This is a genomic window from Psychroflexus longus (genome assembly GCF_020164595.1).
Lineage (GTDB): Bacteria > Bacteroidota > Bacteroidia > Flavobacteriales > Flavobacteriaceae > Psychroflexus > Psychroflexus longus.
Genome location: NZ_JAIQZE010000009.1, coordinates 25,190 through 42,711, shown reverse-complemented (window position 1 = coordinate 42,711; position 17,522 = coordinate 25,190). Strand labels below are relative to the sequence as shown.

Below are 17,522 nucleotides of genomic sequence, written 5' to 3'. Positions count from 1 at the left end.
ATAAAGCTTTGATCCCTTTTTTTAATTAAAAAGCCTATAAATCATTTAGTAATTAAGTTAAATACTATTAAGTCATTTAAACATTGACAGGAATTTCCATAATAAGGAGCTTCGAACTTTCTTTCACGCGTATTTGTACTTCATGTGTTTTAGTAATTCCAACTGCATCCCGTCTTGATAAACTCAAATCTCCAATGTTGACTTGACCTTCCAGTAAAAAAAGATAAACTCCATTGTTTTTGTTTCTCAATGTATAAGCTACAGTAGTATCGGCATCAAATTCACCCAAATGAAACCAGGCCTCTTGATAGATCCAGACGCCATCGTCTTCTTTATTAGGGGATAAAATCTGTTGAAATTTATTTTTTGTGCTTGAAGGGTCAATCGAGATTTGATCGTATCTCGGTGTAACATTTTGCTGATTGGGAATGATCCAGATTTGAAGAAAATTAACTGGGTTTTCATTACTGTAATTAAATTCACTATGCTGAATTCCTGTTCCAGCGCTCATCACCTGGATGTCACCTTCTTTTATAATGGCTTCTCTTCCAGTATCATCCTTATGTTTCAAATCTCCTTCCAACGGAATAGAAACGATTTCCATATTTTGATGTCCATGCGTCCCAAAGCCCATGCTTGGCGATACAATATCATCATTCAAAACCCGCAAGACTCCAAAATTCATTCGATCTGGATTGAAATAGCCTGCAAAACTAAAACTGTGATGGGAGTCTAACCAGCCATGATTGGCGTGACCTCTGCTATCTGCAGTATGTAAAACTGTTTCCATGCTTTTTTTGAAATAAATTACATTACTAAAACAAGCAAGACTTTAAAATAAATGATAAAGTTTGTAACGCTAGAAGATTTCATCCCTATGGATTAAAACATGATATTAAGTTTTTTTATTTTAATATCAAATCTACCTAAACTTCTGACTTTGGTTATTCACCATAAACAAAGCATTGACAAAGAACAGCTTTCCATTCTCCCAAAAGGAACGAAACATCACATCATCTACCAAATAGATAAGGCTGCCACGGCCTAAACGCTGTTCCCCAAACACCAAAGATGTTGAAATTTTTTCCGATGCTTTTTCTCCTACAAAACCGCTTAAGCGCTGAGAAGAATCATCCAGGTAAGCCACATTGTACCCTTTTTTTAGGTATTGATAAGCAGCTGAACTCGTTTTTAAAGTAGCGTAAGATGTCCCATATCCAAAAGCCAAAGGATGGGTGTTATCTACTTTTACATCAAAAATAGCGCCTGTGATGTTATCTTGGGTTCGCTCTTTTTCAAGCTCTGCGTAAGGTGTCAAATTCACTTGGATACTGTCTTTTTCAGTCTTGACTTTTTCGAGGCCAAAGCCCTTTTTACCTTTAAAAGTAGAAAGCGCATTGGCTATGGCAATAACTTTCCCACCACTTTTTATCCAGTTGCTTAAAGCTTCTAAACCTTTTTTATCAAATATTGAAGAATACCTTCCATTGGGAAGCACCAAGACATCGTAATTTTTTAAATCGATTTTATTAAAATCGTCTGTAGAAATCGATATGATAGGATAATTTAATTCTTGTTCAAAGAAATACCAGAGGGATCCGTAGCTCAATGAAGAGGTTCCTTTTCCTCTTAACACGGCAATCCGTTGAGGGTGAATTTTCTTGACGTCGGGAGATCCAAAATCCGTCCCAGAATCTGAAAAGCTTGTTTTAGTAGCTTTCAAATCAATCTCAAATTCGTTGGCCGTTGCGACTACTAAAGAATCAAAATCAGCTTGCTTGTTATTGGTTTTTGTGATGATCAGGCTTCCTCTGTCGTAGGACTTGCCTTCAATTTTAAAAGGCTTGGTCGTTGCTCTCACATCGAGCTCATGCTGAAGTAACCTGGCTAGAAATTTAGCATCTGTCGTGCTTTTCCAGGGAGAAATATAGCCTACGGTTTCTTTTTCAACCTCAATGTTTTGGGAAGAATTTTTCTCTGACTTTGTATTTACTTTTCCATTTACCCTAAACACATCAACTCCATGAGCTAAGCCCAGATTCCATGAGGTAATATCGTAAGTGAGTGGTGTATTGAGTTTTGGGTCTGCTTCAAATAACACCTTTAGCATTTTCGCCTTGGGTTGATTGGCAGGTAATACTAACGCATTTTCAGATTCAAAAGAAGTCTTGGTATTGCTATAGGTATTTTTGCCTTTTAAGGACTTATCTGTCGCAAAACTGTACCTATACTCATGACGATCAAAAAGTTCAGCTAAAACCTTTAGCTTTTGTTCATTCCCAGCCAGGACGTAATTATCAAAGTCAGGAGAATGTTTAAAGTATTTCTTGAACTCCGAATTTAATTCTGTAGCATTTTCCGAAGAAATTTCAATTGTAGATAATCCGCTTATTACATGGTGTTTTACCCGATCTACGAGGGTTAGCTCATAATCTTCATCGGTGTTGATGCCGAGGCCAGCTCTACCATTTCCAGCCTGCTCGTAAGTCATTCCTATTGCACCGTTGTAGGTGGGATAGGTGTCGCCATAACTGGGGTAGAAAAGGTCGAATCGCTCCCGGGTAAAGTAAGACCAGGCATTTTCATCGAAAGCCTCGGCATTGTTTTTTCCGATTTTGGTTTGAAATGCTTTTTGAAAATCAGTGATGACTTCATGAAACGGCTCTGCCGCAGGTGCAAAGTAGTAAGGGGAGTTGATGCCCTGCTCATGAAAATCTACATGCACGTGAGGCATCCATTGATTGTAAAGTTTTAGGCGCTGTTGAGTCTCCACTTGTGTTGCCCACATCCAGTCACGGTTAAGGTCAAAAAGGTAATGATTTGGTCTTCCGCCTGGCCAAGGCTCGTTGTGTTCTACAGCATCTTGAAAAGGCGAATAAGGTGTCGCCTTAACTTGATTGTACCAGTTGACGTAGCGATCACGTCCATCCGGGTTTATGCTGGGATCTATAATGACCACGGTATTCTTTAGGATACCTTTACGTTTAGTGATAAGCTCATAAGCAGTAACCATCGCCGCTTCGGTACTGGAAGCTTCATTACCGTGAACGTTGTAACTTAACCAAACCACAGCGATCTCTGAAGTGGAATCGCCATCAATTATTCCGGTTTGTTTAAGGTGATTGATTCTTAAATTCTCTAGATTTCTCAGATTTTCTTCTGAAGAGACAACTGCATAGCTTAATGTTCTACGTTCGTTGGTTTTACCATAAGGTGAAAAACTTAGATTTGGGCTATTTTCTGATAAGTAATTGAAATAGTCAAGAATCTGATGATGACGAGTGAATTCTGTGCCAATTTCGTATCCCAAAAATTCATCTGGTGATAAAATTGTGTTTTGAGCCTGATTAATTCCAAAAAAGCAAAAAACTAGTAGAAAAGTAATATTGAATTTCATATGAATAGAGTTTGCTGTAAATTTAACAGAAAACTCTATACAACTCTATAGATTCAATTATAATTGAATCACTTATTTTTCAATCCGGCTTGTTTTATTTTCATTTTTTTCATTTCATCCTTGTGATAATCTACAGGACTTCCAAAAGCCATCTGAAATGCATGTTTTGCAGATTTCGCCTTGGTCATGTCTTTAAAAAGCGCAATCCATTCATGAAATACCAACATAAAAGGATTGTAGGTATCTATTGGTTTAGTAATTCCATATACTGGTTTTTCTATTTCCTCCTCAAAGGTTCCAAAAATTCTGTCCCAAATAATAAGAGTAGACCCGTAATTTTTATCGAGGTACTTTTCATTCTTGGAATGATGGACCCTATGGTGAGAAGGAGTAGTAAAAATATACTCAATAGGTTTAGGTAACTTTTTAATGTATTCTGTATGGATCCAAAATTGATAAAGCACTTCTAATTGATGAATGACCAAAAATACAAAAGGATGGAATCCCATTAAAATCACTGGAAGAAAGAATATGATTTTCAAATTCTGCGTCCATGATAATCTAAAAGAAGTTGAGAGGTTGTAATATTCTGAATTGTGATGGACAACATGCGTTGACCACCAAAAACGTTGCTCGTGAGCTATCCTGTGTGACCAGTACCTTACAAAATCTAATGCAATAAAACAGAGTATAAATGACCACCAGGTCATAGGAATGAAAAAAGGAGTAATGTTATAGAAGAATAAAAAGAAAGCAAAAACTCCAAGTTTCATCACACCATTTAGCAGGATATTGACTACTCCAATAAAAGTTGAGGCTAAAAAATCTTTTCCTTCGTATAGTTTCTTATTCTGTTTGTAACTAAAATAGGATTCTAGCGCAACCAACGAAAACATGACAGGCGCAGCAATCCAAATAATGGTTGTAAAATCTAAATTTGCAACATCTTCTAAACTCAATTTTACCTTCTCCATGTATTATTTTTTTTACAAACATAATTAATGAAAGGCATTATCAATAATTTTTATATCTATTTTACCAGCATTGGCTCAATATTTACAAATGTTTAGTTTTGAAAAAATTTAGCTTTTGATTATTTGGTGCGGAGCACAGGAAGGGCATCAATTAATTTGTTAATCTCAAGGTCTAGTTCCTTATTATAACTCACTAGATCTTTTTTTATTTTGATTTTGGACTTTTCTATACGTAATGCTGAATCAGATAACGAATTGGCTCCAAGATTGAGTGCAGTTCCTTTTACTTTATGGGCAAGTTTTTTAAGCTGATCTTCGTTTTCAATTTCTCTTAAATTTTCTAAAGCTTCAACTAGAGTATCATTAGCGAGATTTATCAGTTCATCAAAAAACTTTTCATTGTGGCCTATCATTGCCATAACTTGATTCTTATTAAAAATTTCATCCTTATTTTCATCTATACTTGTTTTATCGTCAAAGTTGGGACTTTCAACAAGTTGATTTTTTTCAGGGTTATATTTTAAGATTATATTTCTTAAAGACTCCTGCAGGATGGGTTTTGAAATATAATCGTTCATTCCAGATTCAATACATTTTTCCTTTGTTCCTACTACGGTTCCAGCTGTAATTGCAATTATAGGAGTTGTTCTTCCCTTTTTCTCTTTTCTGATAGCTTCTGCTAATTCATAACCATTCATGTTAGGCATTTGAATATCAGAAAATACAATGTCTGGTGTGTGTTTCTTGAATAACTTTAAGGCTTTAAGGCCATCTTCCGCTTCATATATATTTACCTTGGAATAAATATTTTTTAAGTAGGACTTAATCAACTCCATATTGATAAGGTTGTCTTCAGCGATAAGAAATTTCAGTCCTTCAGTTTCTTCAATAGCTGTTATTTTTTTATTATCTAAGTATAAATTGCTTTTCGGTTTATCGCCATTGGTCATAACCCTTAATAGATCATTTTTCTTAATCGGCTTTACTATTGACTGTTCAAAGCATTTTTCCAATTTTATCTCCTCAGTTTTATCATTCTCATTTGATCTTTTGAGTAGTATAAAGCATACATCCTTGGACTTGGTGTTTGTTTTTAATCTTGAAGCTAAATTACAAGAGAGTTCAAGAGAATCTTCTTGATTTACGAAAATGACTTGAGGAGATAGTTCTATAAGTCTTTTTGATGCAGTTTCTAGATCATTCGCATAATGAAGCTTCAGGTTGTAGCCTCCCAAATGGCCTCTAATGGTTTCAAAATGTTCTGAAAACGAAGAAACTACTAAAATATCTTTTACGTCTTCAATAGATTGACTTTGTGTTTTTGGATTATTTTCAGAACGCAGGGTAATTTCAAAATAGAAATTACTTCCTTGCCCAATTTTACTTCTCAATCTTAGCTTGCTTTCCATCAAGTTTAAGATCTTATCTGAAATAGCTAAACCTAATCCAGTGCCACCATATTTTTTGGTTATTGAAGTGTCTTCTTGTATAAATGCATTAAAAATTTTCTTCTGATTTTTTTTGGCTATTCCGACTCCACTATCTTCTACAGAAAATACAAGGTTTGCAAGATCATTTTTATTGTTTTTACAAGATATCTTGAATTTTACAGAACCTTTGTTTGTAAACTTTATGGCATTGTTCAATAAATTGATTAGAATTTGTTTAAATCTCACTCCATCAATCCATACATAATCAGGTACTTTTTCATCGACTACGAGAATCAATTCCAGGCCTTTTTTGTGTGCTTCATACTTTATGAGATCTACAACCTCTTCTGCAATCTTTAATAAATTTGTTCTATCGGTATCGAGTTGTAACTTTCCAGATTCAATTTTAGAAAAATCCAAAACATCATTAATCAAGTCCAAAAGAATATTGGCAGATTGGAAAACTGTTTTCATGTATTGATGTTGTACATCATTGAGTGGAGTTTTCATCAGTAAATCAGAGAATCCAATAACACCGTTGAGTGGTGTCCTTATCTCATGACTCATATTTGCTACAAATTCTGATTTAGCCTGACTTGCTTTGATGGCTTCAGTTTCAGAATTTTTCAACCTCTTCTCTATCATTTTCTGTTCTGTAAAATCTTGCAATGTAGAGATGACGATTCTTTTTCCCTTTTTATCAAAGTGAATTAGGCCGTTAATGACGACAGTGATCAAGTCACCAGACTTGGTCTTTAGGACTTTCTCAATAGGTCCTATTCTATTTAAATTCTTTAGATTTTGAATGGCCTTGCTGTCCTTGGATGTGATTTTCTTCTCTGGAGTTATCATCCAAATACTCATGCCAAGAATTTCGTCTTCAGTATATCCAACCATATCCTGCATAGCTTTGTTAATATCAAGGAATTTACCTGAAGTAAATTCAGTAATAACAATACCGACAGGAGAGAGTTCAAAGATATTTTTGAATTGCAGAACATTTTGTTTGAGATCTTTTTCTAACATTTTTTTATCTGAAATGTCCTGATGAGTCCCAAACATCCATTCTGGTTGACCATCTGCTGTCCAGGAGATGACTTTTCCTTTGTCGAGTATCCAAACCCAATGCCCTTCTTTATGTTTTAGTCTTAATTCAAACTTGTAAAAATCTGTATTTCCTTGGAAATGGTCCTCCAAAGCTAAATTGCTATTCTTGAGATCTTCGGGGTGAGTTCTATCGTTCCATGCCGATATAGAGTTATTTAATGGTATATCGTGTGTAGAATATCCCAGCATTTCTACAAACCGGTTATTGAATTTAGCTTCTCCTGTTTGTACATTCCACTCCCATGTTCCGAGGTTGGTGGCATTGATTATGTTATTGAGCCTTTCCCTTTCTTGTTTGAGTTTCTCTTTATTTTTTTTTGATTCTGTGATGTCTTGAAAAGAACCATAAACACTTACGCACTCCCCATCCACAATTTCAGGCTTTATGTTGATGAGAGCCCAAAGTGGTTTTTTTTTGGCTGTTAGGATTTCAAATTCACCAGTGTAGGAAGTATTGAAGTGAATACTTTCCAATACCTTTTCGGTAATCAGCTCTATACTTTTACCATCTTTAAAAAAAACTTTAGCTTCCTCAAGGCTCGGCTGAACGTTACTGTCTATTTCAGCAATTTTTCTCAGGATAGGAGTCCAGAACAATTCTCCTTTTTTTACATCATACCTCCATCCACCGACTCTCGCTAAACTTTCAGCTTCTTTAAATAAGTTGTTTATCAGCTTTAGTTTTTTTTCAGTTTTCTTTCGATCACTCACTTCCCGGATATCACATAAAATTTCATTATTGTGATTTTCTCTTTTTATTACATTTACATTCATGTTAAACCATCTCTGAACGCCATCAGAAAAAAGGTCGTATTCTATTGGTATGCTGGAGTTGTAGAGTGTGCTAACTTTAACGGCCAATTTAATTTTGGATGCTATTTTACTAATAGATGTTATTTCATCAATATGCTTTCCAATAAGATCTTCCTTTTCAATCAGTAAATTTTCTTCGTCTCCATAAAATTCGATGAAATTAAGATCTGAATCAAGAAGAAAAACTAAATCTCCAGTATTATTCAATAAGGTTTGGAATCTGCTCTTACCGTCCGAGATGCTTCTGTTGAGTTCTTCAAGCTCTAGTTTTTCTTTATGAGAAATGATTTTATCCATCGCTTCATCAGAAAGATCTTTAAGAATATTTTTTTGAGTTTGGGTAAGTTTTTTTGGCTCAGGATCTAATACACACAAAGTACCAATGACAATGCCTTCAGGATCTACAATAGATTTACCCGCATAAAAATCAATATTATTAGTTTGTAGATACTCAACTTTTTTATCCTTTGCATCTAGTTTTGATACATTATTTATTACTTGAAGTTCATGTGGATTTTCAATAGTGATTTGACACATAGAATCTTTTTCAGATATATCATCTAAATCAAAATTATAACTTGACTTTATCCAGAATCCCTTTTCGTTAATTATGCTCAATGTGGCATGGGAGCAATCACAAGTTTTAGCAGCCATTTCGACCAATCTATCAAAACCCCTGTCTTGACCAGAATCTAAAATTCTATATCGATCTACTGCATCCAGCTTTTTCTTATCCATGAAAATAGTATAGAATCTTAAATTTAAGATATTTATTAGAACAAACAGTTATATATATGTAATAAAGGCAATTAATATTAATTAATCACCTTTTAATGTATCTAGCTTTGTTGGAAGTCCTTCTAAATGGTTTCAAGATTTTCACTGAGTGTAGTGATAAATTTTTTGATAGGATTCTTTATCATCATTGCCATCATACTGTTGAATTCCCCTTCAAAAATAAGTTGTACTTCAGATTCGTTTTCTCCTTTTTCTTCAATCTCACCTCTAAGTGTAAAAGGAAGTTTATCACTTGCCGCAGCTAAAACTACAAGATGGTTAGCCTCAGTTTTATCTAGTTTCAATTTTATTGCGGGCATTCCTTTGAGTTGAAAAAGGAAACTTTCTTCTGAAAGTAACTCGAATTTTTCAATGCTTTCCGGCATTAATTTTTCGAAATTTTCAACTCTTTTTAAAAACTCAAAAGTTTCTTTTTGGCTCTTAGCAACGTTTTTTTTCTCGCTTTCTATATACATAATTAATAGTTCCAGTTGGCAGGATCTTTACGCCAAGTTTTTAATAATTCAAGTTCTGTTTTATTGAGGTAATTGGTTTTATAAGCTTTCTCTAAAAGAATTTCATAATTACCCAGGGTATAGACATCCAGATATTCGTTTTTAAACAAAGCTTCAGATTCTTCAAAGCCATAAGTGAAAATGGCCATCATGCCCTTTATATTAGCTTTTCCTTCGGTTTTCAAAGCTTTTATAGCATTCATACTGCTTTTTCCAGTGCTTATAAGATCCTCTATCACTACCACATTGGCATGAGGATTTAACTTTCCCTCAATTTGATTTTGACGTCCGTGTTTTTTAGGCTCAGGTCTAACATACACAAAAGGCAAACCCAAGTAGTCTGATATAATAGCACCTATGCCAATCGCTCCTGTAGCAACCCCAGCAATTGCATCTGGTTTTCCAAAAAGAGTTTCGATAGGTTTTGCCATTTCAGAAACGATATAGTTCCTGATGCTAGGGTAGGATAAAATTATTCTATTGTCACAATAAATCGGAGATTTTATACCACTTGCCCAAGTAAAAGGCTCTTGTGGATTTAATTTTATTGCGTTAATTTGCAGCAATAGCTCTGCGGTTTTGTGGGCAGTATTTTCATCTAAAATCATAGTTACAAATGTATAAAGTTTTCGTGAATGATGTGCCAATAATATTGTCAACACAAGAAAATATAGGCTCAAATTACACTAATATCCCAATTAAAAAGGCAAAAATAAAACAACTTATTCGCAAAATAGAATCTGGAGAACTTCTTTATCTTAACCTATATCACAAAAAAGAACACAAACTTTTAAAGCATTTAAAAAGGAAACTTAAGGTCATTGTTGCTGGAGGTGGTTTAGTCTACAATTCAAACAAGGAAATACTATTTATTTATCGCAATAAAAAATGGGATCTTCCAAAAGGTAAAACTGAAAAAGGGGAAGACATTGAACAAACAGCTCTTCGGGAAGTTGAGGAAGAAACTCACGTGGAAGGTCTGGCCATAGAATCGTTTCTACAGACCACTTATCATATTATCAACAGAAATAATAAATACAAGCTCAAAGTTACTCACTGGTTTCAAATGACAACAGATTACACTGGCGAGCTAGTTCCAGAACTTTCTGAAGGGATAAAAAAGGCAAAATGGAAAAACTTTGAGCAGACCCAAAAAGCCCTTAAAAAATCTTACGCCAACATCAAGCTTTTATTTCCTAAGGAATACCTAGTTCAGCACCCGAACGATAGGGTAAGTTAGATGCGCATCTTCATAGTATTTTGAGTTCTTGTGGATCCAGTCCAACTGGGCATACCAGCTTTTCCTGAATTCAGGATCACTTTCTCGTTTCTCTTCAAATTCAGTCTTTAAGTCGGGATTATTTTCAAAAATCTCCAAAGCCAAATCTTCAAACACATAAGGCGAAAAGTTTTCCTTTTGTTGTAAAATGCTATCGAAAAAATTCCAATTAAAAAATGAATCTACGGCAATAGGCTCCAAGGTTTCCAAAAGATAGCGCATTCCAGGCTGGTCGACTTCCACCAAAACATCTCCCTGAGAATACGTTTGTTTTACTTTTCTAGAGGTAACTTCAGTGTCATAATGCAAATAATGACCCTCGTAGGCAGATGTTCTAGTTTTGAAATCCTTGATTTTATATTCTTCAACTTCAATCACCGTATCATTTCCGAATCGAGTATAAGTAATGTTATTCCATTTCATCAGATCCACAACTCTGGACCACTGTTTTGGTATGATATACGCCCTAGGTATACTTACCGAATCTGTAGGTTTAAACTGATTGTAATATTTTACTTCCTCCTCAAAAGGGTGATCTCTTCTGAATTTGATTCTCGGTAGATTAGTGATTTCGCTGGTTAAATTTTCAAGCTCGTAACCAAGAAAATTGAATCGTCTGTAGTCTGTTTTATCTACCTGAAAGTTGAGAGGATAAAATTCATTATTGGAAAACATCTGAAAGTTTTGCTCTCTGGCTTTTTGGATTTCTATTTTCTGTTCATGCGAAACCTTCATCAGCGTTTTCAGCATTTCAAAAGTACCTTCCACACGTTGTGAATAAGGTTTTAGCATATGGGTTTCTATCATCAAACCAAGAGAATTCCATAATGTGGTATATCCCGAAGAATATCTGGGAGAGTCGTTGAATTGAGTAAATCCATTTTTGGGGCTCTCGTTGTTGACATTTACGTAAGGGGTGATTTCCCAGTCTTTCACACTCAATTGATCTTCAACCTCAGGAATAAATACGTTCTCCAAATGCTTACCCATTTCTCCGCCAAGTTTATTATGCTGAGTAAACAGATGTGTGAGGGTGTATTGATAATCTGCACCATTACTCACATGAGTATCTACAAATACATCTGGATTTACCTGGTGATAGATGCTATAAAATGCTTTACTGTTCTTGGTATCGGATTTTATAAAATCCCTGTTCAAATCAAAATTTCGTGCATTTCCACGGAAACCGTAAGCATCAGGACCATTTTGATTAGTCCTCGAAGTTGAGTTTCTATTCAAAGCGCCACCAACATTATAAATAGGTACGGCATACAATTCAATATCCGTTGGCAAAGACCAAACGTCATTTGACAAGTCTTTAAAGAGAAGCATGGTCGCATCAACACCATCGGATTCTCCTGGATGAATACCATTATTGATTAAAACCCTTAAAGGCTTTTCTTCAAGTTCAGAAGGGGTAAATTTTACCAAGTGAAGAGGCATCCCACTATCAGTTTCATAGACTTCTTCAAGCGTGATTCTGTCATCTGTATCTGCTAAAAACTCATAAAATTTGATGACTTCTTGATAAGTCGAGGTGGAGTCTCCATTGGAGCGTTCGTATGCAATTTTGAATTCTTCTGAAGCTTCTTCAGAAGAATCTTGTTTTGAAGACGATTCGCACGCAATGATGAGAATTGAAACAGGAAGTATGAACCAGTATTTTAACATTAGTATTTTTTTAAAATAATCCTTTGATTATTCGGTTACTTTTGAACTCTAAAAATAAGCACTTGAAACAGTTTAGCCTCATTTTCTTTTTGATTTCAGGAATAGTTTTTTCTCAAACCCAAAAAGACACCACTACATTAAAAGAAGTCAACCTTAAAACCTCGCTAAAAATTGAAAAGGCATTCCAAACGGAATCTAATATTTCTTTTTTAAAACAGGAGGAATTACTGCAATCAAATCAAACTACTATTGCGCCGATTCTGAACAAAATTCCTGGAGTTTATATGCAACAGGGAGGTGTCAACACCACTAAAATCAACATAAGAGGGATAGGGGCCAGGGCTCAGTTTGAGACCAATCGGTTAAAACTTTACTACAATAATATTCCCCTAAGTACAGCCAATGGAACTTCTATTTTACATGATATAGACCTTACTACTATTTCTGAAGTAAAGGTAATTAAAGGACCACAAGCTACTCAGTTTGGTGCTGGTCTTGGCGGAGTTATTCAATTGAAATCTGTACTGAGAGAACAAAATTATGTAGAATCTGAGTTGCTGTTTGGTAGCTTTGACCTTTTGAAGCAAAATTATTCCTTGAACGTTTCGGAGGGTAACAAAAAAGTGAACCTAACATACAATAACCTAAGTACTGGAGGTTTTAGAGATAACTCTAACTATCAGCGCGAATCTTATTTTTTAAATTCAGAGTGGGATTTATCAGAATCATCGAAGCTACAGTTGGTCGGGCAAGTTATTCAGTTAAAAGGATTTATACCAAGTTCGCTGAGTAGAACAGATCTGGAGGAAAATCCAACAAGTGCTGCCTTCACTTGGGGCCAAGCCAGGGGTTATGAATCTTACACAAGAGGGGTTTTTGGAATTAATTATTCCAAACAGTTAACCTCTAATATTCAGCAAAACACAGCTGTTTTTACAAATATTAGAGATGCTTATGAACCAAGACCATTTGATATTTTAGACGAAAAAAATATAGGAATTGGATTGAGACATACCACGGAAATTGATTTGCAATTATTTAAATTTAATTCAAAATTGAATGTTGGAGGTGAATTTTTAAGAGATGATTTTGAGGTTTCTACAATAGAAAATCGATACCGCGATAACAACGGACAAGGAGCTTTGGAAGGTGATTTACTTTCAGATTTGACTCAAACCCGGCAATATATTGAAGGTTTCGCTACATTGAATGTTTTATTTTCAAGAAAATTTGATTTAAAACTTGGGTTGGCGACGAATAAAACCTCTTATGAAATTGAGGATGAGTTTTCTAATCCAGAAAATTCTCAAACTGGAGAATATGATTATGACCAGGTATGGCTGCCGAATGTAGTTGGAACTTATTCTTTGGATGAAAATCAAAAAGTTTCAGCTTCTATAAGCAAAGGCTTTTCAGTCCCTACAGTGGAACAAAGCCTTACCGAAGAAGGTGTTTTTAACACTGAACTAGAACCAGAAAAAGGCTGGAATTATGAGATTGGCTATAAAGCCAAATGGTTTGGCGATAAATTACTTACAGAAGTAAGTGCCTACTATATGGATGTAGAAAATTTACTAGTTGCCAGACGAGTAGCCGAGGACCGTTTTGTAGGTATTAATGCCGGTTCAACCTCTCATCCTGGAATTGAATTTTCTTTCAAATCCAATTTGAACTACAACTCATGGCTCAAAATGCAACCTTATATCAACGGAAGTTTAAATTTCTATGAATTTGATGAATTCGTTGACCAGGGAGAATCGTTTTCAGGTAATGACTTGACTGGAGTTCCTTCACAGCAATTCAGTTTTGGTCTTGATGCACAGATCGGAGATAGGTTTTATTTTTATTTTCAAACTAACGCCGTTTCAGAAATTCCAGTAAATGATGCAAACACAGTATTTGCTGATTCTTATGCGTTTTCAAACCTGAAGACCGAGTATAGATTTCCTTTGTACAAATCCATTACAGCTAGAGTTAATGTTGGAGTTAATAACGCCTTCAATGAAAAATATGCCTCGAGTATCGTTACCAATGCTGTAGGATTTGGAGGTAGTGAACCGAGGTACTTTTACCCTGGCGAACCTAGAAACTACTTCGGAAGCTTTGCTTTGAATTATACATTTTAAAATCAGTAGTCTCCGGTTAGGAAATTTCAAGTCTTCCCCATTTATTTAGAAAGACCTCACGTGAGGTCTTTCTAAATATTATTAAAATATAATTGAAAATGTATCTCCCTACTTATTAAGATAATCAATAGCCAATTTGGATAAGGACTTTACACCTAAAAGCATCCCGTCATCATCGATCATAAAATCTGGTGTATGGTGAGGATAAGGTGTTGTATTTCCTGGAGTCATTCCGCCAAGAAAAAAGTAAAATCCTGGGACTTTTTCTTGAAAAAATGAAAAATCTTCTCCACCCGTCGTAGCTTTTACTAACTCAACTTTTTCTTCACCAGCTAAACTTTTTAGCGTAGGAAGCATATCTGCAGTCAACTCTAAGTCATTGTAGGTAATAGCAGTATTGTTCTGAAATTCTACTTCGGCATCACCACCATAAGCTTTTGCGAGAGCAGGAGCCATTTCCTTCATTCGTCTGATGATCATTTCACGCATATCAGGATCCAGAGTCCTCACTGTTCCAATCATCTCCGCAGACTCAGGAATCACATTGAATCGCGTACCTGAAGTTATTTTTCCAACGGTAATGACAGCGGGTTCATCGACTAACTTCGCTTCCCGACTTATAATGGTCTGTAAACCATCAATTATTTTTGCTGAAATCAAAATTGGATCTACGCCTGTCCAGGGTGCAGAACCGTGTGAACCTTTTCCTTTTACGGTAATGACAAAACGCTCAACAGCTGCCATAGTTCCTCCTGGTTTGTATCGAATTGTTCCTACAGGAGTTGAGGAATTGATATGTAAGCCAAAAATAGCATCCACATCTGGATTTTCTAAAACGCCTTCCTCTATCATCAAGCTTGCTCCACCTCTTTCTCCTGGAGGAGGCCCTTCCTCTGCAGGCTGGAATATGAACTTGACATTTCCATTTAATAAGTGCTTATTTTTGGTCAATACTTCAGCAACTCCCATTAAAATAGCAGTATGTGTATCGTGTCCGCAGGCATGCATCACCCCAGTCTCAGTTCCTAAAAAGGTGGTGACTACCTCACTTTTGAAAGGTAAATCGTTGCGTTCTGTCACTGGAAGCGCATCAATGTCTGCTCTCAGAGCAACAGTTTTTCCCGGTCGATCTCCTTTTAGTGTTGCAACGACTCCGGTATGTGCTATTCCAGTTTTCACTTCAAAACCTAAGCTTTCTAAATGTTTAGCTATTTTTTCTGCAGTTTCGAATTCTCTGTTGGAAAGTTCGGGGTGTTGATGGAAGTCATGTCTCCATTCAATTACTTGTTTCTCAATGTCTTCAATATCCTTGAGTAATTGAGAATCCATTTGAGCAAATAGGCCTAAACAAAACAATAGGCTTAAGCAGGTCATCATTGTTTTCATGAGATATATTTAAAAGTTAATAAGTTTGTAGCCCTTGTTTTGTAGCTCGATTAAGGCTGTCATTGCTGATAAAGCGATTTTGACATCGGGATGCATCATAGGTTTTGAAATGCTTCTATGTTTTGAAGTCTGTCCACACAAAACCATTTCTATATTATTTTCAGTCAAAAGGCTTAAGAGTTCTAAATTAGGATTTTTCAACCCTTCTTGATTATGATATTTTGCATATTCTTCATGGATTAACAGATCATAAATAGCTGAACCATGTAAAACCATAACGGCTTTTACAGAATTATTTTTTAGTTCTGGTGCGGAGTGTAATCTTATATATCTTGCTAAAGTCTGAAACATTCGATTTGGTTGATTTTTGGAGTCAGAAATTTTAGCAATGTCAAAAACTGCTTTAAATTCCTGATTTAAATTCACTTTAAAATCGGCTTCTTCAATTTCGTAAACAGGACCAAAGTCCTCTAAAGTTTTAGATGTTTGAGCAAACCCCAAAAAGGGAACTACTAAAATGATAAAATAAGCTAATATGTTCTTCATGAATTTAGGATTTTACAACAACAGCATCTGGCACTAAAGAGGAATAATCCCCATTATGTCGAATAACATCCCTCACAATAGAGGAGGAGATATAGCTTTTACCGCTGGAGGTGAGTAAAAAGACAGTTTCTATTTTTTCTAACTTTCTATTGGTATGAGCGATTGCTTTTTCAAATTCAAAATCTGCTGGATTTCTAAGGCCTCTGAGAATAAAGTCCACCTCATTTTCTTTGCAATAGTTAACGGTTAAGCCCTGATAGGTATCTACTTTTATTTTTGGCTCATCTTTAAATGTTTCCTCCATGAAAAACCTTCTTTCTTCTAAAGTGAACATGTATTTTTTTTCTGAATTTACTCCAATGGCTAAAATGATTTCATCAAAAAGAGTGAGGCCTCTCATGATAATATCATAATGTCCAATTGTAATAGGATCGAAGGATCCAGGAAAAACAGCTCTTTTCATAAACTAAATTTTTTCTAATATACTTAAAAGTCCCTTAGCCTTCAAAATTTTGAAGAGCAACCTCCACAGCATTGGTAAATAAATCCCGAAGTGAAATTCCCGCAGCTTTGGCTTGTTGAGGTAAAATACTAGCCTCGGTTAAGCCTGGGCAAGCATTACACTCTAAAAAATGTGGTTGATTATTATGAAAAATAAATTCTGATCTTGTTAGGCCTTTTAGCTTTAGTGATTTAAAAATTTTTACCGCTAAATCTTTGACTTCTTGTGTTTGCCGCTCATCAAGATCGGCTGGAGTTATTTCTTTGGATTTCCCCAGGTATTTGGCTTCAAAGTCGAAGAATTCATTTTCAGAAATAATTTCAGTAATAGGCAATGCTTGAATCTTTCCATTAATATTGATCACCCCTACACTCACTTCTCTGCCATCCAAAAAGGATTCAATAATAACTTCATCATCTTCTTTAAAAGAATGTTCCAAAGCTGTTAAAATATCATCTTTCTTTTTCACTTTTGAAATCCCATAACTGCTTCCAGCTCTGTTGGCTTTTACAAAACAAGGTAAGCCAACGTGATCAATAATGGCTTGTGTGTCGATATCGTCACCTTTATTGACGTAAACATTTTTGGCGGTTTGTATGCCATGAGCCCTGAGGACAGAAATACAATCTCTTTTGTTGAATGTAAGTGCTGCCTGGTAATAATCGCAGGCGGTTTGTGGAATTTTCAAGGTTTGCAAATAGCCTTGAAACAGTCCATCTTCTCCAGGTGTTCCATGGATTGTATTGAAAACACAATCAAAATAAATGGTTTCACCATCAATCGTTACAGAAAAATTGGATTTATCAATTGGAAATTCTTCTCCAGAATCTAATTTGACAAACCAATTCTTTTTTAAAATATGAGCTTTATAAACTCTAAATTTTGGATTCGTTGACAAGTGTTTGCAGACAACTTCTCCGCTTTTAAGGGAAATATCAGCTTCGCTAGAATAACCGCCCATGGCTACGGCTATAGTTTTGATCATTTTTTATTTTTTTT

13 protein-coding genes are annotated in these 17,522 nt (G+C 35.3%); 2 read left to right on the top strand and 11 right to left on the bottom strand.

The genetic code is table 11. The features are described from left to right. Window positions 1–76 precede the first annotated feature (76 nt). The 6 genes from LB452_RS09130 to pyrE all read right to left on the bottom strand — a co-directional run bounded on the left by LB452_RS09130 (window position 77) and on the right by pyrE (window position 9,621). Window positions 77–790 carry a pirin family protein gene (locus LB452_RS09130; protein ID WP_224461432.1) on the bottom strand — a complete coding sequence of 238 codons (714 nt, stop codon included), beginning with the start codon at window positions 788–790 and terminating at the stop codon, window positions 77–79. Between the two features lie 132 nt (window positions 791–922). Then, window positions 923–3,397 (bottom strand): M14 family metallopeptidase, encoded by a 2,475-nt coding sequence (locus tag LB452_RS09125; protein WP_224461431.1) that lies wholly within the window; start codon window positions 3,395–3,397, stop codon window positions 923–925. 68 nt (window positions 3,398–3,465) lie between these two features. Next, a complete protein-coding gene (locus LB452_RS09120) occupies window positions 3,466–4,371 on the bottom strand; it encodes a sterol desaturase family protein (protein WP_224461430.1) in 906 nt (301 codons plus the stop codon). Between the two features lie 119 nt (window positions 4,372–4,490). Next, window positions 4,491–8,459, bottom strand: a complete 3,969-nt coding sequence (locus tag LB452_RS09115) for a PAS domain S-box protein (protein WP_224461429.1) — start codon at window positions 8,457–8,459, stop codon at window positions 4,491–4,493. Between the two features lie 122 nt (window positions 8,460–8,581). Next, entirely contained in the window at window positions 8,582–8,974 is a 393-nt protein-coding gene (locus tag LB452_RS09110; RefSeq protein ID WP_224461428.1) for an SRPBCC family protein, read from the bottom strand. A gap of 2 nt (window positions 8,975–8,976) precedes the next feature. Continuing rightward, window positions 8,977–9,621 carry an orotate phosphoribosyltransferase gene (gene pyrE / locus LB452_RS09105; protein WP_224461427.1) on the bottom strand — a complete coding sequence of 215 codons (645 nt, stop codon included), beginning with the start codon at window positions 9,619–9,621 and terminating at the stop codon, window positions 8,977–8,979. An 8-nt stretch (window positions 9,622–9,629) separates the two neighbouring features. Here pyrE and LB452_RS09100 point away from each other — a divergent pair, with 8 nt between their 5' ends. After that, window positions 9,630–10,253 (top strand): NUDIX hydrolase, encoded by a 624-nt coding sequence (locus tag LB452_RS09100; RefSeq protein ID WP_224461426.1) that lies wholly within the window; start codon window positions 9,630–9,632, stop codon window positions 10,251–10,253. On the opposite strand, the gene LB452_RS09095 is transcribed toward LB452_RS09100, so the two are convergent. After that, the gene (locus LB452_RS09095) at window positions 10,221–11,963 is read right to left on the bottom strand and encodes a M14 family metallopeptidase (protein ID WP_224461425.1); all 1,743 of its coding nucleotides are present in this window, start codon (window positions 11,961–11,963) and stop codon (window positions 10,221–10,223) included. The two genes, LB452_RS09100 and LB452_RS09095, sit on opposite strands and share 33 nt — an antisense overlap. A 62-nt stretch (window positions 11,964–12,025) precedes the next feature. On the opposite strand from LB452_RS09095, the gene LB452_RS09090 reads away from it, so the two are divergent. Then, window positions 12,026–14,089: a TonB-dependent receptor gene (locus LB452_RS09090; RefSeq protein ID WP_224461424.1), complete on the top strand. Its 2,064-nt coding sequence runs from the start codon at window positions 12,026–12,028 to the stop codon at window positions 14,087–14,089. A gap of 108 nt (window positions 14,090–14,197) precedes the next feature. Here LB452_RS09090 and LB452_RS09085 read toward each other — a convergent pair whose 3' ends face one another. From LB452_RS09085 to LB452_RS09070, 4 genes are read right to left on the bottom strand one after another with little or no spacing between them, the layout of a single operon-like run. Continuing rightward, window positions 14,198–15,475, bottom strand: a complete 1,278-nt coding sequence (locus LB452_RS09085; RefSeq protein ID WP_224461423.1) for an amidohydrolase — start codon at window positions 15,473–15,475, stop codon at window positions 14,198–14,200. Window positions 15,476–15,484: 9 nt separating this feature from the next. Then, window positions 15,485–16,021 carry a DsrE family protein gene (locus tag LB452_RS09080; protein ID WP_224461422.1) on the bottom strand — a complete coding sequence of 179 codons (537 nt, stop codon included), beginning with the start codon at window positions 16,019–16,021 and terminating at the stop codon, window positions 15,485–15,487. A 4-nt stretch (window positions 16,022–16,025) separates the two neighbouring features. Continuing rightward, window positions 16,026–16,484, bottom strand: a complete 459-nt coding sequence (gene coaD, locus LB452_RS09075; protein ID WP_224461421.1) for a pantetheine-phosphate adenylyltransferase — start codon at window positions 16,482–16,484, stop codon at window positions 16,026–16,028. Between the two features lie 34 nt (window positions 16,485–16,518). Then, window positions 16,519–17,508, bottom strand: a complete 990-nt coding sequence (locus tag LB452_RS09070; RefSeq protein WP_224461420.1) for a D-alanine--D-alanine ligase — start codon at window positions 17,506–17,508, stop codon at window positions 16,519–16,521. Between the last annotated feature and the right edge of the window lie 14 nt (window positions 17,509–17,522).